At 58.0% G+C, this 26,293-nt stretch carries 22 protein-coding genes; 8 read left to right on the plus strand and 14 right to left on the minus strand.

The window, feature by feature from the left end; translation table 11 throughout:
* The first annotated feature begins 153 nt into the window (after positions 1 to 153).
* Positions 154 to 2,256 carry a polyphosphate kinase 1 gene (ppk1, locus tag U9R61_RS11725; protein WP_322489000.1) on the plus strand — a complete coding sequence of 701 codons (2,103 nt, stop codon included), beginning with the start codon at positions 154 to 156 and terminating at the stop codon, positions 2,254 to 2,256.
* On the opposite strand, the gene U9R61_RS11730 is transcribed toward ppk1, so the two are convergent.
* The gene (locus U9R61_RS11730; protein ID WP_322489001.1) at positions 2,240 to 3,433 is read right to left on the minus strand and encodes a DUF3095 domain-containing protein; all 1,194 of its coding nucleotides are present in this window, start codon (positions 3,431 to 3,433) and stop codon (positions 2,240 to 2,242) included. The genes ppk1 and U9R61_RS11730 overlap by 17 nt on opposite strands.
* 157 nt (positions 3,434 to 3,590) lie before the next feature.
* Here U9R61_RS11730 and U9R61_RS11735 point away from each other — a divergent pair, with 157 nt between their 5' ends.
* The gene (locus U9R61_RS11735) at positions 3,591 to 4,976 is read left to right on the plus strand and encodes a peptidase MA family metallohydrolase (protein WP_322489002.1); all 1,386 of its coding nucleotides are present in this window, start codon (positions 3,591 to 3,593) and stop codon (positions 4,974 to 4,976) included.
* A gap of 38 nt (positions 4,977 to 5,014) precedes the next feature.
* Here U9R61_RS11735 and glyA read toward each other — a convergent pair whose 3' ends face one another.
* Positions 5,015 to 6,271, minus strand: a complete 1,257-nt coding sequence (gene glyA, locus U9R61_RS11740) for a serine hydroxymethyltransferase (protein WP_322489003.1) — start codon at positions 6,269 to 6,271, stop codon at positions 5,015 to 5,017.
* Positions 6,272 to 6,373: 102 nt separating this feature from the next.
* On the minus strand, positions 6,374 to 7,105 hold the full coding sequence (locus U9R61_RS11745; RefSeq protein ID WP_322489004.1) for a metal-dependent hydrolase: 732 nt from the start codon (positions 7,103 to 7,105) through the stop codon (positions 6,374 to 6,376).
* Positions 7,106 to 7,327: 222 nt separating this feature from the next.
* On the opposite strand from U9R61_RS11745, the gene trxA reads away from it, so the two are divergent.
* Positions 7,328 to 7,660, plus strand: coding sequence for a thioredoxin (gene trxA, locus U9R61_RS11750; RefSeq protein WP_066788653.1), 333 nt, complete (start codon positions 7,328 to 7,330; stop codon positions 7,658 to 7,660).
* Positions 7,657 to 7,980 (plus strand): metal-sensitive transcriptional regulator, encoded by a 324-nt coding sequence (locus U9R61_RS11755; protein ID WP_322489005.1) that lies wholly within the window; start codon positions 7,657 to 7,659, stop codon positions 7,978 to 7,980. Before trxA ends, U9R61_RS11755 begins: the two co-directional genes overlap by 4 nt.
* A 46-nt stretch (positions 7,981 to 8,026) precedes the next feature.
* Here the strand turns inward: U9R61_RS11755 and U9R61_RS11760 are convergent, their stop codons facing one another.
* The 4 genes from U9R61_RS11760 to U9R61_RS11775 form a co-directional block, all read right to left on the minus strand.
* Positions 8,027 to 8,344, minus strand: a complete 318-nt coding sequence (locus tag U9R61_RS11760) for a helix-turn-helix domain-containing protein (RefSeq protein ID WP_322489006.1) — start codon at positions 8,342 to 8,344, stop codon at positions 8,027 to 8,029.
* Between the two features lie 107 nt (positions 8,345 to 8,451).
* Positions 8,452 to 9,762, minus strand: a complete 1,311-nt coding sequence (locus U9R61_RS11765; protein ID WP_322489007.1) for a DUF5010 domain-containing protein — start codon at positions 9,760 to 9,762, stop codon at positions 8,452 to 8,454.
* Between the two features lie 102 nt (positions 9,763 to 9,864).
* Entirely contained in the window at positions 9,865 to 12,024 is a 2,160-nt protein-coding gene (locus tag U9R61_RS11770; protein WP_322489008.1) for a sodium:solute symporter family protein, read from the minus strand.
* A gap of 39 nt (positions 12,025 to 12,063) precedes the next feature.
* Positions 12,064 to 12,345 carry a DUF4212 domain-containing protein gene (locus U9R61_RS11775; RefSeq protein WP_322489009.1) on the minus strand — a complete coding sequence of 94 codons (282 nt, stop codon included), beginning with the start codon at positions 12,343 to 12,345 and terminating at the stop codon, positions 12,064 to 12,066.
* A gap of 424 nt (positions 12,346 to 12,769) precedes the next feature.
* Between U9R61_RS11775 and U9R61_RS11780 the strand changes: the two genes are divergently transcribed.
* Positions 12,770 to 13,747: a deoxyhypusine synthase family protein gene (locus U9R61_RS11780; RefSeq protein WP_322489010.1), complete on the plus strand. Its 978-nt coding sequence runs from the start codon at positions 12,770 to 12,772 to the stop codon at positions 13,745 to 13,747.
* Positions 13,748 to 13,995: 248 nt separating this feature from the next.
* On the opposite strand, the gene U9R61_RS11785 is transcribed toward U9R61_RS11780, so the two are convergent.
* The 3 genes from U9R61_RS11785 to U9R61_RS11795 all read right to left on the minus strand — a co-directional run bounded on the left by U9R61_RS11785 (position 13,996) and on the right by U9R61_RS11795 (position 15,545).
* Positions 13,996 to 14,715, minus strand: coding sequence for a Crp/Fnr family transcriptional regulator (locus tag U9R61_RS11785; protein ID WP_322489011.1), 720 nt, complete (start codon positions 14,713 to 14,715; stop codon positions 13,996 to 13,998).
* A 24-nt stretch (positions 14,716 to 14,739) separates the two neighbouring features.
* Positions 14,740 to 14,991, minus strand: coding sequence for a hypothetical protein (locus U9R61_RS11790; protein ID WP_322489012.1), 252 nt, complete (start codon positions 14,989 to 14,991; stop codon positions 14,740 to 14,742).
* 107 nt (positions 14,992 to 15,098) lie between these two features.
* Positions 15,099 to 15,545 (minus strand): hypothetical protein, encoded by a 447-nt coding sequence (locus U9R61_RS11795; RefSeq protein ID WP_322489013.1) that lies wholly within the window; start codon positions 15,543 to 15,545, stop codon positions 15,099 to 15,101.
* Between the two features lie 272 nt (positions 15,546 to 15,817).
* Between U9R61_RS11795 and U9R61_RS11800 the strand changes: the two genes are divergently transcribed.
* Both U9R61_RS11800 and U9R61_RS11805 read left to right on the plus strand, forming a co-directional pair.
* Positions 15,818 to 16,633, plus strand: coding sequence for a hydroxypyruvate isomerase family protein (locus U9R61_RS11800; RefSeq protein WP_322489014.1), 816 nt, complete (start codon positions 15,818 to 15,820; stop codon positions 16,631 to 16,633).
* Positions 16,634 to 16,712: 79 nt separating this feature from the next.
* A complete protein-coding gene (locus U9R61_RS11805) occupies positions 16,713 to 18,242 on the plus strand; it encodes a potassium/proton antiporter (RefSeq protein ID WP_322489015.1) in 1,530 nt (509 codons plus the stop codon).
* 42 nt (positions 18,243 to 18,284) lie between these two features.
* Here U9R61_RS11805 and phoU read toward each other — a convergent pair whose 3' ends face one another.
* Complete coding sequence (gene phoU, locus U9R61_RS11810) at positions 18,285 to 18,935, minus strand: phosphate signaling complex protein PhoU (protein ID WP_322489016.1); 651 nt, start codon at positions 18,933 to 18,935, stop codon at positions 18,285 to 18,287.
* A gap of 220 nt (positions 18,936 to 19,155) precedes the next feature.
* On the opposite strand from phoU, the gene eno reads away from it, so the two are divergent.
* Positions 19,156 to 20,436 carry a phosphopyruvate hydratase gene (gene eno, locus U9R61_RS11815; RefSeq protein ID WP_322489017.1) on the plus strand — a complete coding sequence of 427 codons (1,281 nt, stop codon included), beginning with the start codon at positions 19,156 to 19,158 and terminating at the stop codon, positions 20,434 to 20,436.
* A 141-nt stretch (positions 20,437 to 20,577) separates the two neighbouring features.
* On the opposite strand, the gene U9R61_RS11820 is transcribed toward eno, so the two are convergent.
* The 3 genes from U9R61_RS11820 to U9R61_RS11830 form a co-directional block, all read right to left on the minus strand.
* The gene (locus U9R61_RS11820; RefSeq protein ID WP_322489018.1) at positions 20,578 to 21,864 is read right to left on the minus strand and encodes a citrate synthase; all 1,287 of its coding nucleotides are present in this window, start codon (positions 21,862 to 21,864) and stop codon (positions 20,578 to 20,580) included.
* A 188-nt stretch (positions 21,865 to 22,052) separates the two neighbouring features.
* Positions 22,053 to 25,022, minus strand: coding sequence for a hypothetical protein (locus U9R61_RS11825; protein WP_322489019.1), 2,970 nt, complete (start codon positions 25,020 to 25,022; stop codon positions 22,053 to 22,055).
* A 107-nt stretch (positions 25,023 to 25,129) separates the two neighbouring features.
* Entirely contained in the window at positions 25,130 to 26,290 is a 1,161-nt protein-coding gene (locus U9R61_RS11830) for an MFS transporter (protein ID WP_322489020.1), read from the minus strand.
* Positions 26,291 to 26,293: the final 3 nt, after the last annotated feature.

The raw sequence follows: 26,293 nt of genomic DNA on the forward strand, positions 1-26,293 counted from the left end.
CCTAGCTATACTATCTCCATACAGAGCTGTTGCCATCCATCAAACGATACATCTGCCGCTCGTTCGCTTCATCATCAGCCCGATGTCACGCTTCACCCACGCCGGTAAGTGTCTGTATCGCCAACGGGTTTCTTATCGTTTACGGTCACGCCTATGACGGTTCAACCAGCACCGCTGCCCGATGTGCAGCCAGTCATTGAGTCGCGCTATTTCAATCGTGAATTAAGCCTGATTGAGTTTAACCGCCGTGTGCTCGAAGAGGCGATGGATCCGCGCAACCCGCTGCTCGAGCGGGTGAAGTTTCTGGCGATTTTTGCCTCTAACCTCGACGAGTTTTTTATGATCCGGGTCAGCGGCATTAAGCAACAGATCCGCGCCGGCGTCCAGAAACGTTCCCCCGACGGCCAAACCCCCAGCGAGCAGTTGAGCGCTATTCGCCGCGCCCTGTTGCCGATTCTTGAACAAGAGCGCGATCTGCTGCTAAACGATCTGCTCCCGGCGCTGCACGAACACGGTATTTCGATCCTGAATACCGTCGCACTGAATGAGGCCCAACGGGCATGGGTCGCTGATTATTTCCGCCGCCAGATCTTCCCGGTGCTGACACCATTGGCGTTCGATTCGAGCCGGCCTTTCCCGTTCATTTCCAATCTGAGCCTCAATCTGGCGGTGGTGATCCGCGATCAAGCGAAAGGCGCGCTCTTTGCCCGCGTCAAGGTACCCGAAGTCTTGCCACGCTTGATCCCCTTGCCCGCTGAACTCTGCCCGCCTAAGGGCGATATTCCACCCGGTCGCTGCCACTGCTTTGTCTGGCTCGAACAGGTGATCGCCGAACACCTCGAACACCTCTTCCCCGGTATGAATGTGGTTGAGGTCTATCCGTTCCGCGTCACCCGCAATGCCGATGTCGAGATTGAAGAGGACGAGGCCGATGATTTGTTGGCAACCATTGAGCAAGGCCTGCGCCAACGGCGCTTCGGCGAGGTGGTGCGGCTAGCGATTGATGATGGGATGCCCGAACGGATTTGCCAGTTGCTGGCTGCCAACCTCAAAGTCGGCCCCGAAGATATCTATTCGGTGCGCGGGCCGCTTGGGTTGAGCGATTTGATGCAATTGACGCGCCTCGACCGCCCTGATCTGAAGGATCCGCCGTATGTGCCGCGGCTGCCAGCGGTGTTGAAGGACGGGAATAATATTTTCGATACCATCCGGCAGGGTGATATTTTGCTCCACCATCCGTATCACTCGTTTTCGCCGATCATTGATTTTATTCAGGCTGCCGCCGAAGACCCGAATGTGCTGGCGATTAAGCAAACGCTCTACCGCGTGGGGCGCAATTCGCCCATCGTGCAGGCGCTGATGCATGCCCGCGAGCAGGGCAAACAGGTGACGGTAGTGGTTGAACTCAAAGCCCGCTTCGACGAAGAGAACAATATTACGTGGGCACGGGCAATGGAACGGGCCGGCGTGCATGTCGTCTATGGTTTGGTCGGCCTCAAAGTCCATGCCAAATTGGCCATGGTCGTGCGCCAAGAGAGCGACGGCATCCGGTGTTATGTCCATCTCGGCACTGGCAACTACAACGCGATGACGGCACGAATCTACACCGACCTCGGCTTGCTCACCTGCCGGCCCGAAATCGCCGCCGATGTGGTTGATCTGTTCAATTATTTGACGGCATACAGCCGGCAGAAGGAGTACCGCACCCTCTTGGTCGCCCCGGTCAATCTGCGCCGGCGGATGATCGAGCTGATTGAAGAGGAGATCGCGCTCCACCGCTTGCACGGCAATGGCCGGATTATCTTTAAGATGAACGCACTGGTTGATCGCAAGATTATCGATGCCCTTTACGCCGCCTCGCAGGCCGGCATCCAGATCGATCTGATCGTGCGCGGGATGTGCTCGCTCCGCCCGCAAGTGCCCGGGCTATCCGACAATATTCGCGTGCGCTCGATTGTCGGCCCCTATCTCGAACATAGCCGGATCTACTATTTCTACCACGGCGGCAAACCCAAGGTTTACATCGGCAGCGCCGATATGATGGAACGCAACCTTGATCGCCGCGTCGAGGAACTCTTCCCGCTGACCGATCCGGCGGCTATGCACTACGTCACCGAGACGTTGCTGAACACCTATCTTACCGATAACCTCCGCGCCCGCGAGCTGCAACCTGATGGCCGGTACGTGCGGGTGGCGCCCAACGGTCACGAGGTGATCGACAGCCAAGACCCTGCTCGCATTATTCCCGGCTGTTAACGACCGTGTACTGCTGCCAACGCTGTTTCAAATCTCGAGCAGCAAGGGTAAAACCGCCATCAGCACCATCGACAAAATGAATTTGCCGCTCCATCCGCTCAAAAACCAGACACGTCAGCATAACCTCAGGCGAGCGATGAAGTCCAAAGACCAACTCACCCGCTGCAAAACGTGCCGTTAGGCGGGTGATTAATGCTTCGTGTTGTGCTTCGGTACCGGCAATGATCATCCGCAACACATCATCGTACTTGCGATAATCGACAGCGGTGACAACGTGTTTGCGATACTGATTCCACCACGGATTTTCACCCCGTAACTGTTGCAGCCACCGATACCCGTACACACCGAGATTGAGCGCATAGATTTGCATCAAATAGGCCAATTGAGACAAGCGACTCTCGCCGCCACGCAACCGCGCTTCTGCCCAAAGAGCCTGCGGTCTCATACTTATCTGCATCAAGTCGTAGTGGAGGGGATGGTACGCTTGATCACCACCGTAGATTTGTTCAATCTCATCGATCACGTCACGATAGATCGCCATCGTTATCGCCGGATCAGGTTGGGGTAGTGTCTGAACGATCACGCAGAGCGCCATACCATGCGCAGGTTGTACAGTATCCCACCGACATTCGAGACCACTCAGATTGGCCGCAGCGGTATCTCCCGGTGCAATGGCGAAATCTCCACCGGTGACAGCATCTTTGACGAGTTGTTCAGCGTAACGAACACCGCCTCCACTAAATACCGCCTGTGCCACCTGCGTATTGAGTGCTAAACGCGCTACAAACACCTGATACCCGCCATCCAAAATCGTCTGCACCGGTACGGCGCCAACCCGCAACTCAAGGTTGAAAGCCTCGCGGGCAAGCCCACTCACCGCACTCAAGGCTTGTTTCGTCGGTTCAACCAATGTTGGCGGTACTGCCAGAACCGACCCATCACCACCAAACACAAACGGTATTTCTACTTCGCCGGCAATATTCAAAGCTGCGGTAATCGTTGCTGCACCAACCATATTCACTTCTTTATAGCGACCCTCGGCGACGGCACGAGTCGATCCTCGGACATCACTCACAAAAACCGTCCAATCCGTGGGCAACGGCCGGTATGCGTTCAAATCGGTAATCTCGCGAAAGCGAGTAAGCAAGGGAAGCTGGGCAAAGAAATTGGCTGTCATATGTGTGCCTTTCTGTTTATTACCATGCGACCACAGACTACTCTCAACCCTATCTTCACTCTACCTCATGTCTCCCCTACTTTGCCACTCCCCGTACTAGCGGATTGAACTAGTAGTATGGTACACTGATATCATCATGGACTGCTAAATGATAAAGATGATGATCCGATTACGAATCTGGCCGATCCTGCTCGGCATCCTGCTTGCGTTAGCCACAATTAGTACCTTGCTCGCCCAACCACAGTGGATCGAGCAGCGTACCACCTATTTTCGCATTATCTACACCCCAAGTGATGCACTCATCGCCGATCAATACGCTGCGATCATCGATAGCATCTACGACGAATTGAGCACCACGTTCGCCTTGCAACCCACTCCGCCGCTAACCTTACGCCTCTACCCCACCAGCGAGTCCTACTTCACCGCCAACCCCGCCGCGCGCAATGTCCCCGGCGTCATTGCCCACGCCGATTTTCGTCGCCGCGAAGTGGTGGTGATTGTCGAGCGGGCGCGCCGCCAGAGTGAGCCGGCGCAGATCAACAACTTGCGCCACGAGTTGACCCATATCTTTGCCGCCGAGCTCAGTAATGGCCGTTTGAATGTTGGTTTGCAAGAGGGGATTGCGCAGTATATGGAATTGCCGGGGCCGGATCGCGACGACAAAATCGCCATTTTGCGCGATCTCACCCAGCGCGGGGAGTTGTGGACGTGGGCCGTGTTAGATGATCGTAACGCGATCTATGGCCAACCCGAATTGAGTTACCCGCAAACGTGGTCAATCGTTACCTTTTTGATCGAGCGTGACGGCTTCGAGCAGTTTCGCCGATTGCTCACCGCATTACCCCAGAGCAGCGGCTACCGTTCAGCGATGGCGACAATCTATGGCGTCTCGGCCACCACCCTTGAAAGGGAATGGCGGACATGGCTGCCCGCTTTCTTGCAGCTTGAACCGGCTGCTCTTCCGCCGGCAGTGATTGATCTCGCGCCGGCACAGGCATTGCTCACCGCCGGCGATTATGATCGCGCCTTGCGCGAACTCGAACGCCTTGACGCCATTGCCGATGCCGAGACGCAAAACCGCATCGCTGCGCTGCAAGCGCGGGCCCAAATAGGGCAGCGAGCTAATCAATTAACTGAAGCCGCCCGCACCGCGTTGCTCAACGGCGAATATGAACAGGCCGAGCGTTTGATCGGGCAAGCCGAGCAAGCCTACCGCGAGATCAATGACAACCGCCAAGCGACCGTGCTCGCCGAGTATCGGGCGCGGGTGGCGCGCGGGTTACAAGCCGGTGAGGCGCTGCGCCGGGCCGATGCGCAAGCCCGCCGGTTTGACATTTTTAGCGCGCAGGCGAACGCTGAAGCGGCTGCACGTGAGTTTGCCGCTTTGGGTGATGAGGTGCGGCGCGATAACGCGTTAGCGCTGCGCCGCAGCCTCGCCGAACAGCAGCGCACTCTCGCCGCTGCCCTGCTCTTCTTTGGCGCGGCTGGACTGGCGATCCGGTTGATCGGGCGCCAATTGTGGCCGGCGCCGGAAGCGTGGTAAGGGGCCGCACTGCCGTGCGGCCCGCCAACCAGTGGACGTTACCGCACCTGTACCATATCAGCCGGCACCGGGAAATGGCGGCACATTTCAGCCACTTCGGACGCAATGCGCACCAACCGCGCGTTGTCGTCGGGGTACATCAGCACTTCGCCGATCCACGCCGCAATCTGCGCCATCTCGCTCTCGCGCATGCCGCGCGTCGTCACTGCCGGCGTCCCAATCCGGATGCCGCTCGTCTTCATCGGCGGCTGCGGATCGTCGGGAATGGCATTCTTGTTGACCGTAATCGCCGCTTTATCCAATGCCCGCTGCGCCTGTGCGCCGGTCAAGCCGGTGCTCCGCAAATCGACCAGCATCAGATGATTATCGGTGCCGCCACTGACCAACGTCAGCCCTTGCCCGCGCAATCCTTCCGCCAGCGCTCGCGCATTGAGCCGGATCTGAGCGGCGTACTGCTTGAATTCGGGCCGGAGCGCCTCGCCGAAGGCAACCGCTTTGCCAGCAATCACGTGCATCAACGGCCCGCCCTGCGTCCCCGGAAAGACGCTGGAATTAATCTGTTTGGCCAACTCTTCCCCCATCAGGATGAGACCGCCGCGGGGGCCGCGCAACGTCTTGTGGGTCGTGGTGGTGATGATATGCGCATGCCCCACCGGCGACGGATGCTCGCCAGCCGCGACCAACCCGGCGATATGGGCAATATCGGCCATCAACAACGCGCCGACCTCATCGGCAATCTGGCGCATCCGGGCAAAATCAATGATGCGCGGGTAGGCGCTCGCGCCCGACGTAATCAACTTGGGTCGGATTGCGCGCGCTTTGGCGGCTAGATCGTCATAATCGATCTGGCCAGTCTGCAAATCAACCCCGTAAAACTGCACGTTATACCACTTGCCGGAAAAATTGACTGGACTGCCATGGGTGAGATGACCACCGTGGTCAAGCCGCATGCCGAGAATAGTATCGCCGGGTTGCAACAGCGCGGTGAACACCGCGATATTGGCTTGCGCTCCGCTGTGCGGCTGGACATTGGCGTGCGTCGTGCCAAACAACTGGCAGGCGCGGTCAATCGCTAACTGCTCGATTGCGTCAACAAACTCACAGCCGCCGTAGTAGCGCCGTCCGGGCAAACCTTCGGCATACTTGTTGGTCAACACCGACCCCTGTGCCTCCATCACCGCAAGGCTGGTATAGTTCTCGCTGGCGATCAGCTCAAGACCCTGCCGCTGGCGTTGCGCTTCGCGCTCGATCAAGTCAGCAATGATCGGATCGGTTGCGCGCAAATGTTCGAGCATCGTTTCTTCTCCCTGTCGTAGTGCTGTTCAAAAGCGAAAAAGCCGTTCTGTTCGCCGGCGCGAACCGGCAAACAGAACGAACGAGCCATCATCGCTGCTCGTTTAGCTCACCGACTCACCGGGCTTCAGCGCGATGATCTCGGTGGTTACCCCAAACTCACGGCAGTGCTCAGCCAGCGCCTCCGGCGTGCCGGCGAGGATCGGGAACGTGCCGTAATGTTCGGGAATCGCATACTTGGCGCCGATCAGCTTCAGCGCATACGCCGCTTGGCGCGGATCCATCGTAAAGTGATCGCCAATCGGCAGGATGACGAGATCGGGGCGATACAGATCGCCGATGATCTGCATATCCATGGTTACGCAGGTATCGCCGGTATGATAGACGGTAAAGCCGTTGCTGAAGCGCAAGACGTAACCGGCTGCCGTGCCCAGATTGATAATTTGGCCGTTTTCGTAAATGGTGCTAGAGTGATGGGCCGTCGTCATCGTCGCGCGCACATCGGCCACCGTCACCGTGCCGCCCTTATTGAACCCAACCAATTGCGCCGCCGGGATGCCCTCGCCTTCGAGATACGCAACCATATCATATTGGCAAACGACTTTCGCCCCGGTTTCGCGCGCCAAATCGACGACATCCCCGATGTGATCGAAGTGGCCATGGGTGATAAAGATCGCCGCCAAGTTCTCGCGCACCCGCGCCTTCAACGGCTCCGGACAGACCGGGTTGCTGTCAACCCACGCATCGATCAAGATATTACGGCCCTCCGGCGTCGTCAGATGGAAGGTGCTATGACCAATAAATGTAATGGTGACATCATGCCCTAGCGTTGCCAAGGTTGCCTCCTTCCGGTCACAAAACACGAACTACTTACGGGCCGATGAGATCTATGGAAACCCAGCTTGGTGCAGATCGCACTTTCAGTATAACACAGAGCATCTTCCTCTTGACAACTGGTTTAGTGCCGGGTATAGTATACCCCCGGAGGGTATATTTTTTACCACCCGCACTGCGGTCAACCAACCGCCGCTCACGTATCATTGAGGAGGATAGAACCAATGGCCAAACCCATCGTAGTAAACGATTCCGATTTTGCCGAGAAGGTCTTGCAATCGAGCACGCCGGTCGTGGTCGATTTTTGGGCACCGTGGTGCGGGCCGTGCCGTGTCATCGCCCCCATCCTTGACAAGCTGGCCAATGAGTACGAAGGCCGGCTCACCATCGCTAAGGTCAACACCGACGATAACGTCCGCTACGCTTCCCAGCTCGGCATTCAGGGCATTCCGACACTAGTCATCTTTAAGAATGGCAAAGAAGTCGGGCGGTTGATCGGCGCGCGACCGGAAGCGATGTATCGCGAGATCTTCGACAAAGTGCTGGCAATGGCGTGAGCACTCCGCCACCAACGCCCGACCCGGCAAGTGAACGGCCTATGGACGCCGGTGGTCATCCATTAGCACCCGAACGGCGCGACGAACTGATACGCCGTTTGCGACGCATCGAAGGCCAAGTGCGCGGCATTCAGCGCATGGTGGAAGAAGGCCGCGACTGCCGCGATATTGTCCACCAGATCGCGGCAATCAGGCAAGCATTGGCCAGCGCCAATAGCGTTGTGCTCGAATGCTATGCGCAAAATTGCCTGAGCGATAGTGAACGTTGCCGCGCTGAGACGATCAGCGAGCTGATCGAGCTATTTAAAGAAGTGTGTTAGCCCGCTATGCGCCGGGGGTGAGCGAGTAGCTCACTCCCGGCGGATGCTATTCAGAACCGATTGCGGTTGCTACTTCACCAATCTCCGTCGCTTTCCCGTTGAGCAAGATGGTCAGTAAATCGCGCACTGCCAACCCTTGCTGAGCCGGATGGCGCAACGGGCGATCAACATAGATGGTATACCGGTTATGCCGGCCCTCGCGCACGTGCGAAATATAGCCGGCCTCGTGCAGATCGTGCAAGATGCGCTGCACGGCTCGCTCGGTAATCCCAACCGTTTGCGCAATGTCGTGCGCTGTCACCCGCGGGTTGTGGGCAATGCAGAGCAAGACCTGCGCATGGTTGGTCAGGAATGTCCAACTCATACGATCGTCTTTCTAGACGTATACCGCAAATACTCATTTCATAATATTGTACCAGCGTTATTGATTACAAGCGAGGGGAAGGATACACACCCCACTAATGAGCGACTTCACGGCGCTGGCCCAAAGGTTGCCTGCCATTCGCGGATGATTTGCAGGTAGAAATCGGGCGGCAAGGGGCGACCATCGCGGTCGGTGTACGCCGCCGGCGCCACGGCGGTATTTTCTGGCCATTCATTCCACGTCTCGATCAGCACCAGATCAGTATCAGGCGGGATGGCCGCGAGGCTAGCGCGCAGGAAGGCGCCCGGAGCAACCGGCCCGCCGCCGGGAGGTTCATCACGCGGCTGCACCCGCGGGTCGCTTACCCCCGGAATGCGCGAGTTATCAAACCCCGGCCCGGCGCTGCTCACCTTGAACCCGCGCAGTTCGCCGATATACGGCCCCACCAGCGCCGTCCCCCAGCGATAGACGCCATCCGCCACTTCTGCGCTGCTCGGCAAGCCCGCCGGCGGGGCTAGCGCTTGCGGGTTGAGCCACGTCTCTTCGAGGATCAGCCATGGTTCGACGCCAAAATCGGCGCGAAAGGCATCTTTGACTGCTCGCCACAGCGCGCCGCTCAGTTCGAGATTATCGCAACACAGGGCCGTATAGGTGACGATCATCGGGCGGCCATCGATCGTGGCCCACATCTCGCGCGGCACCCGCTGAAAGAAATCTCGAATGTGCAGGTTGTAGAAGAAATAGCCGCTGCGCGGGTCACTCAGTGGTAAACGGGGCACGTTTGGGCCAAACCGGTAGCCATTGCCGATAAACTCTTGGTACATGCCTTGCTGAGCCGTGGTATCGAGGAACATCCCGATCTGCAAGGGCCGCGCTAAGACACCATTCGCTTGCACCAGCAAGTTGATGCGATCTTGTTGAAACCACGGATGCGGATGATCACCCCAACTCACCGGAAAGACAATATCAATCCCAGTGGCGGCCATCGTACGTAATTCACGCTCGTACCAGTCATAGTTATACGAAGAATAGCTGAGCCCATCGCGCGGATCGGGATCATCGGGCAGCGGCGTCAACCAACCGGGAGGGACTGCGCGCAGTTGGTCAACGTTACACTCCTGTTGGGGGCAGTTATACCAATAGAAAAAGAAGGTACCAATCGGCGGCCCGCGCCGTACCGACGTTGGGAGAACTGTGGTTGCCGCCGGCTGGGTTGGGCCGGCTTCGTTGGGCGGCGAGGGCACTGGCGTTGCCACTGGCGCCGGTAGCGTTGGCCCAGCATCGCTTGGCGATGAAGAAACTGGCGTTGCCGGTGTAGGTTCGGCGGCGCGCGGCGGACTACAAGCAGCGACGGTAACGAGCAGCACAACCGCGATGAATAATCGTATAGGCGCTAGGAGAGTCTTGATCGTATCCATATATAGGCAGTATAGCACGATCGAGCGCCAGTCGGCGGTCTACCAAAACACAACCACGGCGCGGGCAGGTTGCTCGCGCCGTGGTTGCTGGTGAATGCCAACCTACTTCGCCGTCGCCACCTTATCAAGCATCTTGGTCATTCCCTCGTCATCAGTGATCGGGTTGCGCAAGTTATCAACCAGATCTTGGATCTCCTTCGAGGGTTCCTTCGTCAGGAGGCTGACGACGATGATCAAGATGATCGCCACCGGCAGACCGAAGATACCCGAACCGAGGTGCGAGATACCCAGCACATTAAACGCCGGGTTCGTGTAGTTATTGAACATGTAGAAGAGGGTCACGGCCAAACCACCGATCATACCGGCAATCGCACCGGGACCGTTAGCCCGCTTCCAGAAGATACCGAGCAATACCACCGGGAAGAACGTTGCGGCGGCCATCGAGAATGCCCAAGCCACCATCTGCGCGATCAGGGCGAGACGTGGCATTGCCAACAATGCGGCAATAACTGCGGCTACCACAATCATCGACTTACCCAGCACAATGCGGGTATTGAGGCTAGCCTTGGGGTTGATCGTGCGGAAGTAGATGTCGTGCGCGATCGCCGAGGCAATCACCACCAGCAGACCGTCAGCGGTGCTGAGCGCCGCCGCCAGACCACCTGCCGCGATCAATGCACCGATGGTGAAGGGCAAACCGGCAATATCTGGCGTCGACAGCACTACAAGGTCACCATCAATACCATCGGCTGTGGTACGACCCAACTCATTAAGCTGCAAGATACCGTCGGTGCGCGCCTTTGTGACTACCGTACCCGAAATCTCACCGGCACGGCCTTTACCATCACCAATATCTTCCCACGGTCCGAGATCGATCTTGCCATTGCCGTTGGCATCTTCCACTACCAACGACTTCGCAGTGATCAGGTTCTTCACCCACGTCGGCTCTTTACCGATCTCGACGCCATCAATTGCCTTCAGGTCGCGGATCACGATCAGACCATTGCTCGCCCACGTCTTCGTCCACGAGGGTAGCTCACTGATCTGCTTCCCGACCACATTTTCAAGGATCTGCCAACGCGAGAAGGCCGCATACGCCGGAGCAGTGAAGTAGAGCAAGAAGATGAAGAAGAGCGACCAACCGACGCTCATCCGGCTCTCACGCACACTCGGTACGGTGTAGAAGCGGATGAGAATATGCGGCAGACCGGCAGTCCCCAGCATCAGACAGGCCATCAGCGCAAGGAAGTTCCACGGGGTACCACGCCAGTCACCCAACTCCGGCTTTTTAGCATCGGGGATGGTCTGTAGAGTTGGAGGAGTGAGATTCAAACCAAACTGCGTATTAAGCTGTTTCACCGCATCAACGGCCGCAGAATTGCTCAGACCTTCATTGAACGGCGGAATGTAGCCGCTGGTAATGAACCTTCCAGGCACTGACGGCGATTCGGTGGTTTTCGCCAGACCTTGCTCCCGCTCAAGCACTTGAATGCGCTGCAACGCCTGACCATAGCTCAACTGCGGGATCGGAAAACCGGTCAGTTGGATCGACAGTGCGGTGACCGGAATCAGATACGCAATGATCAGAATAATGTACTGCGCCACCTGTGTCCATGTCACCGCCTTCATACCGCCAAGGAACGAACAGACCAGCACACCCGACAGACCGAGGATAACACCGATGGTGAAATCAACGCCGACGAAGCGCTGCATAATCAGACCGACGCCGACCACCTGCGCGGTCACGTAGGTGAGTGAAACGATAATCGCGCAGATCGCCGCCACCACGCGGGCGGTATTGCCGCCGAAGCGCGCACCAACGAAGTCGGGAATGGTGTACTGGCCGAACTTGCGCAGGTACGGTGCAAAGAGCAGCGCCAGCAACACGTAACCGCCCGTCCAACCCATAATATAGGCCAGACTATCGTAGCCAAGCAGCCAGAGCGTACCGGCCATCGAGATGAACGACGCCGCGCTCATCCAGTCGGCGCCGGTAGCCATACCGTTAAAGATCGCCGGCACATTGCGGCCAGCGACATAGTACTCGTCCAGCGCCTTGGTGCGCGACAGAATGCCGATCGTCGCATAGAGCGCCATCGTCAACAAAAGAAAGACCCAGCCAATGATTTGGGTCGGTAGGCCGGCAAACACCTCGAGCAACAGCATCAGCAGGCTAACGCTAATGAACCCAATGGTGAAATAGCCGTAATAACGTGCCATCCGGTTGCGGAAGACACTCTGGCTCTGGGCCGAAGCAGACATGGGCGTTTCTCCTCTGCAACTACAGAAATTGATGCTGAACTAGCGATTGCGATCACTCAAACCGTACTTCGCATCCAGCTTGTTCATGGCGTAGGCGTAATAGAAAATTTCCACCACAAACACGATCAGCGAACCCTGACTGCCCATGTAGTACCCAAGGGGAAAACCGGCAATGACGATGTTATTCAAGGCTTCAACAAACAGTACCGGCACATACGAAACGACAAACCAAATCACGATTAAAATCGTGATCAGGCGTAAATTCTCTTGCCAGTACCGTCGATTCCGCTCCGCTACCGGGAGCTTAGATAGATCCGACATAGGACCTCCTTCACATGCGCTGCACTGCTCACCTTCAGGCGATGCATTCCTGCGGTTGCTGCGATCACCATACCGAATCTCACGAACAGGGTGAGGCGCGCCACAAACACGGTCGGCAACTCAAACGGCACAATGACCCACACGCAACATGCCAGTTATGCATCTCATATCGCGGTGGGATGATTGTAGCAACCCTTTTTCAGCGCAGGTTAAGTTTTGTGTAAAGTTTTGGTAAATTCTCCCCTTATTTCGTGTGGCTTCTTTCACGATCCCACATTGCATGTCAGCGTGCTATAATCGGCGGCGACAGAACGCTGTGCTGCATCAGAGCACAACGCCTCGGAAGGGCGCAGCGCCGCTGGTCCCCACGACACGCAGTACGGGCGCAGCGCCGCTGTGCTCCAACGACGAAAGGAAACAATTCATGACTAATGGACACATCAACCAATTTATCCGCTATCATTTTCGCCATTTCAACGCGGCTGCGTTGGTCGATGCGGCTGATGCCTACAACGCACATCTGGCTAACGGTGGCAAAATGATGATCACCCTCGCCGGTGCAATGAGCACGGCCGAACTTGGCCTCTCATTGGCCGAAATGATCCGGCAAGACAAGGTGCATGCCATTTCTTGTACCGGTGCCAACCTTGAAGAAGATATTTTTAACCTGATTGCCCATGACTTTTACGAGCGGGTGCCCCACTATCGCGATCTCAACCCACACGATGAGCAAGCCCTGCTCGAACGCCACATGAATCGCGTGACCGATACCTGCATTCCCGAAGAAGAGGCGATGCGTCGGCTTGAGAAGGCACTCCTCGCTGAGTGGACGACAGCCGATAGTGCCGGCGAGCGTTACTTCCCGCACGAGTTTATCTATCGCCTGTTGCGTTCGGGTAAGCTTGAGCAATATTATCAGATCGATCCGCGCGATTCGTGGGTCTATGCCGCGATGGAGCGTAATTTACCGATATACGTACCGGGGTGGGAAGATTCAACCACCGGTAATATGTACGCGGCCCACTGTATCACCGGCGAGATTAAGAATGTCCATACCGTCCGCACCGGGATCGAATACATGATCGATCTGGCCGATTGGTACACCCGCACTTCAGCCGAGGCCTCCATCGGCTTCTTCCAGATCGGTGGCGGTATCGCCGGCGATTTTCCGATCTGCGTCGTGCCGATGCTGCATCAAGACCTCGGTCGTGAAGGGGTACCGGTATGGGGCTACTTCTGCCAAATCAGCGATTCGACGACGAGCTATGGTTCGTATTCCGGCGCCGTCCCCAACGAGAAGATTACGTGGGGCAAGTTGGCCGTCGATACACCAAAGTTTATTATTGAATCGGATGCGACGATTGTGGCACCGTTGATCTTTGCAATGGTGTTGGGATGGTGATGAGAATATAAAGAAGCACCAGCTCGTGAAGAAGAAATCCCGACTTTTGAGGTGCCGGGAACATATCGTCAAGTAGACGCTCCAGCTCAATCAATTCTCTGTGAAGAAGAAAGCCCAACCTTTGAGATGCCGGGAACTGTCGTCTGGCCCCGCAGCGCCCGGCCTGTGAGGGTTGGGCTGTGCAGCTCGGTTGTGACGAGGCTTTCCCTTTGACACGCCCAACCCCGTAGCGCCCCCGACCTTTGAAGTTACACCTGCTCGCTTAACCGCCGTAAACCATCCTCATCAAGCAAAATAATCCGCCCACGGCGCAGCTCGATTAAACCTTGTCCGCGCAGTTCATTCAATATCTTTGTAACCGTTTCGCGGTAAGCCCCAACCATCTCTGCCAACGCTTCATGGGTGAGACTGATCTCCCGCTGGGCAGATGATGGCCGGAATAGACGCGGCTTCGGTGCTTGGCTCAATTGCAACAACAAGCTGGCCAGACGCTGTGGAAGATTCTTGAAAACAAAATCGGATAAACGTTGTTCGGCACTCACTAATCGCTGACCGAGAATCTCAACAATCCTCGTCGCAATGCGCGGATCACTGAGTAGCAGTCGTTTGACATCGTCGCGACTCATCAGACACAACAGGCATGGTGTCAGCGCTTCGGCATAGTGAGAATGTAACTGCTGACCGAGCAATGTCATTTCGCCAAAGATTGTTCGTTCCTCAAGAATAGCCGTCGTTAGTACTTTACCATCGGGTGAGAGACGATAAATACGCACCCGACCTTCTTTCAAGAGGAAAAGCACCTCTGCTCGCTGCTCGGGTGAAAAGAATACCGTACCGGCAGGCACACGCTGCATCGGCGTTTGCCTGCCTAACAATTCAATTTCAGAGGGATCAAGATCACAGAAAATGTCGATAGTACGTAAATAATGCACTTTATATTGAATGATTTCTGGTGATAAATCATTCATAACTTCTCCTTGTTGTTACCCCCTCTATAGCTGCATCACTCGATCAAGTAGTTGTACCAAGAAATCCACATTAGGATTACCGAGTGCGATGATCGTCTCACCCAAGACATAGGTCGGTGTTCCAAATACAAAGGCCGGTTTCTGAGCATGTTCATCATCGAGATCGATCACTTCAATTGGGTAGTGTGGACGTAGCCGTTGCACATTGCACACAAGTTCGTAGGTGTACTGACAAACCGCACAGGTGGCCGAGACGTAGATGCGAAGGGGAAGCATGGCAGAAATCTCCGCTCCTATCTTAGCAGATGCCGGTTATAAACGCAATGAAAAGGCCGGCTGCAGATCAGGCAAAAGCATATGTCGTGCTGCAACCGGCAGACGAATTAGCGTGACCGACCGTGTAAATACCACGCACAACCTATACCGGTAATTGCACCATAGACCAGATGGCCGACTAGGCTCATCAACATTGGTGGGGTAAAGGCTGCACCGAACTGAACACCCATACCCATCATCAACGGCATCAATACCAGTGGTCCAAGAATCCACCAGAGGAAGCCGTAGCCCAGACCCCACAGCAAACCCTGCCGCAAATCGGTGCTTTGCCCGCCCAAAAAGAGGCCAAAACCGGTTCCGATTATCGCACTGATCACCATGTGAATTAGAAATCCAACGACTGCCGAGCTGCTCCCCACCATCGATGCAATCATCGGCAGCATACCCATCATCGCCATCATCATGCCAAAAACTACTCCGCCAACCAAACCACCGATCACGCCGGCAATAATCCGTTGCGAGACACTTTGCTGTTGGTGAACGACATCCATCATTTTCACACCTCCACGTTGCAACTGCTCACTCGGCAATCTCACAGTAACACGAGCACAATTCGCTTTCTGTGAGCTAGCCTACATTTCTGGAGCAAAAGCCAAATCCTTCAGCATCCGAGATATTCACTTGACTTGACAGTCGTTACAATGTTCGCTATCCTGCCGACCATCCGAAAAACGCACACGAACATATTGCACGTGCTGCACAACGTCGGTTACAATGCTTGCTATCCTGCCGATCATTCAGAAAAAGGTTCGATTCAAGAGTTGCTATGCTCTACTTTGCACTCAATGTTTCGTTGACAATGCGAGAAACACCGTGGCATGAACGGCTTGACACCGCTGCCCGATTAGGGTTTGGTACCATTGAATGTTGGTGGCCTGACGATATCGATCTCGCTGTGCTGGCCCGTCACATCCGCGATACCGGATTGCAGGTCGCACTCATCAATTTTCCTGCCGGTCAGCTTAGTCACGGCGAACGAGGTCTACTCAACCATCCCATACGCCAATACGAATGGCGGGCTGCCATCCCGCAAGCGTTAGCATTTGCCGATCAGATCGGCTGCCGGCGCATGAACGCGCTGGTGGGTAAACTCTTACCCAACGAACCATGCGAGACCCAACTGGCACGTGTTTGTGACAACCTGGCTTGGGTATGCGAACAGGCTGCAACAGCCGGGATCGAAGTAGTCGTCGAGTCACTGAACGCGTGGGAGAACACTGGCTATCTATTGACTACCACCGCTGAGACGCTTGCCTTACTCGATCGGGTTGGCGCACCCAATCTGCATTACCAATACGATGTTTACCACATGCAATTGATGGAAGGCAACATTACCCGCACCATTCGCCAGCACATCAACCGGATCGGGCACATACAGGTGGCTGATGCGCCTGACCGCCACCAACCCGGCACTGGCGAATTGCGCTTCCCCTTCATCTTCCGCACCATTGCCGATAGCGGGTACACCGGCTACATCGGATTAGAGTTTGTGCCGCGCGGTGACATAGAGGCATGTTTCAATTGGCTGCCGGCCAACCGGCGTGAACCGATTGACCCGGCAAGGCTGCAATGGGCAGAATAGAGTAGACTTCATCGGCCAGCCGTGTTCGCAACTGCTATACATGTTATGCTACTTATGCATTGTATAGCGGAGCACAACCATGGCAACCGAACCATTGTTACTCATTACCGGCTTGTTACTGGCGATTAGCGTTGCCGCCACCCGCGCCTCGAACCGGTTTGGCGTGCCGGCGCTCATTCTCTTTATGGCCGTTGGCATGCTGGCTGGTTCTGACGGGCCGGGTGGTATCGCCTTCACCGACGCCGCCGCAGCCCAACTGATCGGCGTCATCGCCCTGATTTACATTCTCTTTTCCGGCGGGCTCGATACTGACTGGCCGATTATCAAGCCAGTGCTCACTGAGGGATTGATCCTCGCCAATGTTGGCGTATTGGTCAGTACGATCATTGCCGCGGCGGGGGCGCGGCTCATCCTCGGCTTCGACTGGCCGCTAGCATTGTTATTAGGGGCGATCGTCTCATCAACCGACGCAGCGGCAGTCTTTAGCGTGATGCGAACCCGCGGCATTCATCTCAAACACCGGCTCGAACCGCTGATTGAACTGGAATCGGGCAGTAACGATCCGATTGCGGTCTTTCTGACGATCGGGCTGACGCAATTACTCATCAACCCGCAAGGCTCCATCATCAGCCTTGTACCGGCCTTTATCTTCCAAATGGTACTGGGCGTAGCCGGCGGCTACGCTTTTGGCCGCTTGATGATCTGGGTCGTCAATCGCATCCGGCTGCAACAAGAGGGGTTGTACGTCGTGTTGACGATGGCGCTGACGCTGCTGACCTACGGCTTTACCGCGCTCATCGGCGGCAACGGCTTTTTGGCGGTCTACTTGGCCGGCATTGTGCTCGGCAACGCCAACATCGTGCATAAGCGCTCGATCTTGCGCTTCCACGACGGCGTCGCGTGGCTCAGCCAGATTGCGATGTTCCTCATTCTCGGGTTGCTTGTGTTCCCGTCACAACTGCCGGCGGTGGTCGGACAAGGCTTGGCCATGGCGCTGTGGCTGGTCTTTGTGGCCCGGCCATTGTCGGTCATGATCTCCATTGGTTGGAAAAGGCGCTCACTGGCGCAACTCTTGATGATCTCGTGGGCAGGCTTGCGCGGCGCGGTACCGATTGTACTAGCCACGTTCCCACTCTTGGCTGGCGTCCCTGATGCGCCGCTCTTGTTCAACCTTGTCTTCTTTATCGTGCTGGTATCGGTGCTGGTGCAAGGGGTTTCGATTAGCTGGGTCGCGCGCCGGCTCGGTGTGATGAGCACCCAGCCGGAACACGTGGTCAGCCATCTGTTTGTGCCGGATGTGAGCGGCGCCAGCCAGATTCTGGAAGCGCACATTCCACCTGATTCGGCGCTGGTGGGCAAATCGCTGATCGATGCCGATCTACCGCGCGGGTTGTTGGTTGTACAGATTCAACGTGAAGACGGCTACATTATCCCAAACGGCAGCACCGTCTTTGTACCGGGAGACCGGTTGGTCTTGCTGGTCGCACCGGCGGCGTTATCGGCAATTACCGACCTCTGCGCGAGTTGCAGTCTCAAGCCGATTGGGCCGATCCAGATTGGCGCGCAGGGGCAAGTACAAGCGCGCGAGACAAACGTCAATGCGGATTAAGGGAGGGGCACAGCGCTGCTGTGCCCGTACCGGAGAGAGCGATTAATCGTTCAATTCGACTTGATCGCCGCTAGTGATGAAGATGATCTTCTCGGCCATGTTCAAGGCCCGGTCAGAAACCCGCTCGAAGTTGTGAGCGATAAAGAGCAGATCGGCAGTTTCGGGCGGGGTGAGTTTCGCAACCAAGGTGCGTTTCAACTGCTTGTACTCGTGGTCGATCTCGTCCTCGTGGGCGATAATGTCTTTGATCGCATCAGCACCCCCGTTTGCCAGCACCGCGAGCGTGCGATCAAGATTAGCCCGCGCCGTCTTGCCCAACACCACGAGCTCTGCCGGCACCACCAGTGGCCCCCGATTGGGGTCAGGACTGCCAATCACCATCTTGGCCGTGCTCTTGGCATAATCAGCGATTCGTTCCAACTCATAACTCATTGCGATGGCGGCCACAATCCGGCGCAGATCGCGCGCCACCGGCTGTTGGGTTGCAATCAGATTGACCGCTTGCTGCTCGATAGCATCCTTGGCCGCGTTGAGGGCAGTATCACCGGCCACCACCGCCTTAGCCAATTCAGCATCTCCCTGTTCTAGCGCCGTAATAGCCTGCTCAAGCGCCACACTGACGGCGCGCCCCATTTCCACCACCTGCTTGCGCAGGGCATCCAATTCGTGATCAAAGTGCTCACGCGGTCGCATGAAGGTTGCTCCTTCCCCATGTGCAACTCCGGTACTTTTAGCATACACGCTTTGCGGCAATTACGCTAGTAGGGACAACGAATGGGGAACAAATGGGATTTGCGCGGCGGCGGCAAGCAACCGCTACCGCATGAAGCGTTGCATCCGTGCTATACTGAGCGCGGCTAGCAGCAAGTTGCTGCGAGGCTAGTGGTTTCGGGCTTTGTTACCCGGAGGAACTATGTCAACTCTTATCGAAGCGATCATTGCCCGCGAAGTGCTTGATTCGCGCGGCAACCCGACGATCGAGGTCGATGTTCGGCTGGAGAGCGGCGATGTAGGGCGAGCAATTGTGCCGAGCGGCGCATCAACCGGCGCGCACGAGGCGCTTGAGCTGCGCGATGGCGATAAGTCGCGCTACAACGGGAAGGGTGTGCTGAAGGCGGTACAGGCGGTGAATCAAGATATTGCCGAGGCGCTGATCGGTTTTGACGCCGCCGATCAGATTGCGCTCGATAACGAACTGATCGCGCTCGACGGCACGCCTAACAAGAGCAAGCTGGGGGCGAACGCGATTTTGGGAGTGTCGCTGGCGGCTGCTAAGGCTGCCGCCGCCGCGTTTGGCATGCCGCTCTACCGCTACCTCGGCGGTGTGTACGCCCACATGCTGCCGGTGCCGATGATGAATATTATGAACGGCGGCCAGCACGCCACCAATAGCACCGACTTTCAGGAGTTTATGATTATGCCAGTCGGGGCGGAAAGTTTTCGCGAGGGCTTGCGCTGGGGCGCCGAGATTTACCACGCGCTCAAGAAGGTCATCCACGACCGCGGCTTCAGCACGACCGTGGGTGATGAAGGCGGCTTTGCGCCGAGCCTGCCGACCAACGACGCTCCGCTGCAACTGATTATGGAGGCGATCGAGAAGGCTGGCTATCGGCCGGGCGAGCAGGTCTTTATCGCGCTTGATCCGGCCACGAACGAGATCTTCGAGGATGGCAAATACCACCTCAAGCGTGAGGGGCGCGTCCTGACCAGCACCGAGATGGTTGATTACTGGGTCGATCTGGTAGGTCGCTACCCGATCATCTCGCTCGAAGACGGCTTGGCCGAAGATGACTGGGATGGCTGGGTGCTGTTGCGGGCCAAGCTCGGCGACAAGATTCAACTGGTCGGCGACGACTTCCTCGTCACCAATGTGCAGCGGTTGCAACGCGCGATCGGACTTCAAGCCGCCAACTCGATTCTGATCAAGCTCAACCAGATCGGTTCGCTGACCGAGACGCTGAATACAATGCAAGTGGCGCAGCGCAGTGGGTGGACGACGGTGGTCTCGCACCGGTCGGGCGAGAGCGAAGACGTGACGATCGCCGATTTGGTGGTGGCGACGAATGCCGGCCAGATCAAGACCGGCGCGCCGGCCCGCACCGACCGTATCGCGAAGTACAACCAGTTGCTGCGCATTGAGGAGGAATTGGGCAGCGCGGCGAAGTACGCTGGACGGAACGCGTTTAAGGTGTAAGCAGGGGAACGAAGGGGCAGAGCGTTGCTCCGCCCCTTTGCTCTGCGCATTATACAGGGCAGAGCGGTACTCTGCCTCTCCATACGAACGAGTGTTTCGTTACCCGGCACAAGGGGCAGAGCGGCGCTCGGCCCCTACGGTTTACCGCTGATCGACGGGAATATAATCGCGCCGCTGCGCGCCAACATACACCTGCCGTGGGCGGGTGATCTTCTGATCGGGATCTTCGAGCATCTCCAGCCACTGCGCCAACCAGCCTGACGCGCGCGGAATGGCGAACAGGAAGGGGAAATACTCGATCGGGAAGCGCAGCGCCTGATAGATCAACCCGCTGTAGAAGTCCACGTTCGGGTAGAGCTTGCGCGAGATGAAGTATTCGTCTTCCAACGCCGTCCGCTCCAGCTCAATCGCCACATCGAGCAGGGGATTGGCCGCCGTCGCCGCGAAGACTTCGTGCGCGATCTTGCGAATGATCTTGGCCCGCGGGTCGTAGTTCTTGTACACGCGGTGACCAAAGCCCATCAGGCGCATCTCGCCCTTCTTGACCCGCTCGATGAATCCCGGCACATTCTTGGGATGGCCAATCTGCTGCAACATGCGCAGCACTGCCTCGTTGGCGCCGCCATGGAGCGGGCCGTACAGCGCCGCCGCTGCCGCCGCCAGCGCATTGTAGGGATCGGCATGGCTTGACCCGACACTGCGCATCACCGACGTCGAGCAGTTCTGTTCGTGATCGGCGTGCAGAATGAAGAGCACGTCCAGCGCTTTGGCCAGCACCGGGTTGACCTCGTAATCGCGCTGGTTCATGTAGTCCATCATATAGAGCAGGTTAGCGGTATAGCTGAGCGAGCTGTCGGGCAGATTGAAGGGCCGGCCAATCCGGTGGCGGTAGGCGAAGGCGGCAATGGTTGGAATCTGGCCGATAATGCGCCAAATCTGCTTCTCGCGCACCGCCGGATCGTGAATATTCTTGGCTTCGGGGTAGAGGGTTGACATCGCCGCGACCGAGCTGATCAAGATGCCCATCGGGTGCGCATCGTAGCGGAAGGCTTGGATCAGCTCGACAAGACTGTTGTGGAGGAAGAGGTGCCGACTGATGCGGTACTCCCACCACGCGAGCCGCTCTTTCGAGGGCAATTCGCCGTAGAGCAGCAGATACGCCACCTCAAGGTACGAGCTTTGCTCGGCCAGTTGCTCGATTGGGTAGCCGCGATACTCCAAAATCCCTTTATCGCCATCAATGTAGGTAATGCTGCTCTTGCACGAAGCGGTGTTGAGGTAAGCCGGATCATACGACAGCAAGCCGAAATCATCATCATCAGTCTTGATCTGGCGCAAATCGGTCGCGCGAATGGTACCGTTCTCAATCGGGATTTCGTACGTTTTACCGGTGCGATTGTCGGTAACGGTGAGGGTGTTCTTGCTCATAGCCGTGCTCTTTCGTGATACAACGACTGCATCGCCATTGATACGTTGGCCGTCCACGCTGATGCCGGCAGCTCGACAGCGACGGCACGCATGTTATATGGCGTTGTGGTTTGGTGCTATTGTACCAAAAGTTGTTACAGATTGCACAGGCTTGCCGAAAAGCGACTGCCAGCGGTCTAACCGGGTTGTTAGGCGTCATCAGGCGCGATAATTTCAATTGGGATGCGCCAGACCGGTTCGCTGGCATCGCGTAACGGCACCAACTCGAGCGAGGGCCAGCGGTAGCTGCCCACCACCAGCCAGTAGCGGCCCGGCGGCAGATCGGCGGGAATGGTTAACCGGCGATCGTCGATGATGACCTCGCCGGCTTGCCACAGACTGGTCGGTCGTCCGCCAGCCGCCGGCGGACCGTCAGCGTCAATCATGCGTTCGTCGCGGTCGTTACGCAGATGGAGCATGACGCTCCGTTCGTCGAGATTGCCGCGCAACGACTGCCACCAGAGCGTGATGGCAACTGTATCGCCGGCAGTGATTCGCCCGGCAAGCAGATCGTAGCCGCACAACAGCATATCGTCGCCAAATTGGGCCGCGAGCGGTTGCAGCGGGCGATCGATGCGGGCGGCCATGAGCGGGTATTGGGCCACCCAATCGAGCGTGATGCCGCCGGCGCGATCGATCGTGAAGGAGAAGAGGTCAACCGGCGTGAGCAATGCACGCTGGTCGGTGCCGACCCACAAGCGGGCTGTGTAGGTTCCGGGCGCAGCGACGCCTTGCTGCACCCCCAACGGCAAGGGCTCGCCGGCAGCGCCGTAGGCTACCGGCGCACCGGTCGCAAGATCGATCGCTACTGTTGCCGATTGGGTTGTCGCCGCCGGCCCCAAGCGCAGGCCGTAGCGGCCAAAGAACGTTCCCTGCCGCCGATCCCACAGTTCGAGCGCCGCCACCAACGGCCCGCTGTCTGGATTGAGCATGCCGATCGTAGTGGCAACGCGCAACCCATCGGCCGCGCTGGCCGCGCTGAGCACGACACTGTGGGGGATGACTCCGGCGCTGGCAGGCGGGGACGCCAGCAGACTCACGGCCCGCAACCGGATGGGAGTAGCACCGGCTTGGATGGCGAGGGTGTGGGGCGTGGTGAGCGGGCCGACCGTGATCGCGCCAAGGCCTGCCGGTACTGCGTAACGCCGGCCATCAATGATCAGCTCAGCCGGGGTGAGGGTGACGGTTTGGAGCTGGATCCAGCGCGTTACCTGCTCTTGGTTGGGCGATGGGGTGGCGGGAGACAGCCGGTTGGCGCTCACCGGAATGGTGATGGATTGCGCCCCATCCACCACCTGCGCCAACCGCAGATGGGCCAGCAACCCTTCTGGTCGCCGGTAGAGGCGGTACGCTCCGCCGCTCCAGATCGGCGGAGCGGCGTAGCCCCACAGGGTCGGGTCTTCGTCGCGTTGCAAGAGGGCGTAATCGGCGACAGCATCGGGTTCACCCGCGCTCGCTGAGGCGTAGCCGGTGCGCACATCACCCCAGACCACGGCATGATCGAGCAGATAGGCCGCCAGACCGCTGGTGACGCCTTGTACGCGCGGATCGCTGGTGAGCCAGACGGTGCTGCCGGCAGGCGCTACGCGGCGCAATTCGCTCAGCGCCGGCAATTCATTGGCAAACAGGCCGGGTTGGCCCCAATGATCAGCCACTACTCTGCCACCAGTGAAAGCCACAGCGCCGCCGATGACGACAGTTGCGCTAACGGCCACCAACCGGCGCAGCCATCGCGGACGCGCGCGCAGATGATCGAGCGCTGCCTGCAATCCGCTCGCTGCCAGCGCGCCGGCTAGCCAACCCATGTATGCCGCCGCCTTGAGGTAGCCGTAGTGGTATGTAGCGCCAAACCGCAGGTAGAGCAGAAACCCGCCTGCAGCGGCCAGCAGACCGAGCCAGCGACCGCGCTGCGGCCCGGCCAGCAGGCCGTAGCCGGCGAAACCGGCCAAGCCAACTGCCGCCAGCCACAGCGGTGGGGAGAGCGGTTCAGGCGCTTCACGCAGGCGGAAGAGAGTGAGACCCACAATATCGCTCAGCGGCACGAAGCGAAACAAACCGAGGGTGGTCAGTGGCAGGCTGTAGCGATAGTTAAAGCCGGCAAAATAGTCGGGAATGGCAGGAGCGGCCAGCACAAGGGTGAGGAGGACAAGGATCAACGCCCGCTGGATCAGCGGCCAGCGGGGGCGCGTCTGCCAGAGCGTGACAACCCCAATTCCGGCCGCCATCAGCCCAATTGGGCCAAGGGCCGGGTAATAGACGACTGGGATGGCAGCCAAACCGATGGCGGCAGCGATCAAGGGATTGAACGGTTGGCCGGGAGCCGGCTGCACCGCTGCCAGCCCAAGGATGAGCACCAGCGGAATGAGCGGCCACGCCGCCAGTTGCATGCCAAAATTGAAAAAGCTTGTCCAAAGCAACAGGCCGTTGAGCGCCGCCAGCAGCGCGCCGAAAGCGGCTGGGCCGCGCCGCAGCTCAAACAGCGCCTGCAAAAGTGCATAGATTCCGAGCACACCCAGGGCGCGCAGCCATGCCAGCAACGGGGCAAAGCTCAGCAGCGGTTCGCCGGCGCTAAGCAGATCAACGCTCCCTTGCCAGATACTAAAGCCGAGTGTCAAGCCAATGCGGGGTGGATCGGCATTGATGTCGCGCAGCGGGTTAGCGGGTGCGGTCGCAATCGCGCTGACCGGGCCGCGAGTAAGGTAACGCGCCGTTGGCCAGTAGTTTTCGACATCCCAGCCGCCGCCGATAGGGGCCACATACCCATAGCTGAAGAGTGGAGCGACGCCGATGGCGACCCCGATCAGCGCTACCAGTAGCGCCGGCCAATGCTGGCGCAGCGCTGCAGCGAGGTTAGGCGGGCCAGTGCGCCGCCATGCTAGCCCATTGAGCAGGCCGCCAAGCGGGAGCAGCAACCCTAACGCCCAACCTAATCCTCCCACCAGCCGCACCACCCAATAGCCAACAAGGATGGTCAGGGCATAGCCTAGCAAGGGCGCGAGCAAAGCGCGCCACGGTTGCAAGGCGGCAGGCAGCAACAACCGCGCCAAGCCCCAGCCGTTCCAGAGGGCAAAGGCACTAGCGACAAGCAGGGTCAACCCGACGTGCATCATCTCATTCATAAGGCCATACGGTAGAGCCACGCGGCTGTGGCCCTACCGCTCACTGAACCGTATTACAGCGCGGCAGTGGCGCTACCGCAGGATTAGCGCTGCACCGCGGCCCCCAGCTAGCGCACCATCAGCCACAAGACCACCACCGCAGCCAGATTCAAACTCACCGCTACCCCGATCAAGAGTGGCAGTGAGACATCGTACAACACGCCGAGCGCGGCGCTGCCGGCAAACCAGCTCAGGCCAAACCCGGCGTTAAACAGACCATACGCCGCGCCACGGCGCTCAGCCGGCGCTAATTGGGCCACTGCTGCGCGCAAAATCGATTCTTGCGCGCCGAGGGCGATGCCCCAGATTATCACACCGATCACTGCCGCAATCAGACTGCCGCTAAAGAGCAGCGGCGTGCTGAAGGTCGCTAGCGCCGTCACACCAATCAGGGTTTGCAAGCCGATCAGATCGTAGAGGAAGCCGAAGCCCAACGCCGCCACTGCATCAACGACCATGGCCAGCGCGTAGAGGGCCGGGATTGCGGCAGCGGGCAACATTTGGGTACGCTGGAAGTGGAAAGCGGCCAGCGCAAAATCAACGCTCGCGGCGGCAAACAAACCCACACTGATCAGATAGAGCCAGAAACGCCGGTTGAAGCCGGTGGTGGTGAGCGACGGAGTTTTGCCAGCCAAATCAGCCGGCTGGGGAAACATCGCTCTGGCCGTGAACAAGACGGCCAAACAGAGTAGACCGGGCACAATGAGCAAGCCAAACGCAACCTGAAAACCCCAACCGGCAGCCAGCACGGCGGCCAAGAGCAGCGGCGCCGCCACTGCCCCCACCTGATCGAGCGCCTCGTGCAAGCCAAAACCCTTGCCGGAACCAACCCGATCGGCGGCATACGAGATCAGCGTATCTTTGGCCGGACTGCGCAACGCCTTGCTAAACCGCTCGACCATGAGCAGGCCGACAGCCAGCGGCCACGCATTGACTAATGCTAACATCGGTACGGCAATGATAGTGAGGGTATAGCCAAGGATGGTCATCAGCCAATACCGGCGTGTGCGGTCACTGAGATAGCCAAACACCAAACGCAAACCATAGCCGATCAACTCGCCAACGCCGGCGGTAATGCCCACCACCGCGCCGCTTGCGCCGAGTAGCGCCAAATACTGCCCGCTCAGACTACGCCCGCCTTCATAGACCATATCAGCCAGCAGGCTCACTACCCCCATCAGCAGAATAAACTGCACCGCCCGCCGGCTTGTAACGGAGAGGGATTGCATCGC

This window comes from Chloroflexus sp. (assembly GCF_034431535.1).
Classification (GTDB): domain Bacteria; phylum Chloroflexota; class Chloroflexia; order Chloroflexales; family Chloroflexaceae; genus Chloroflexus.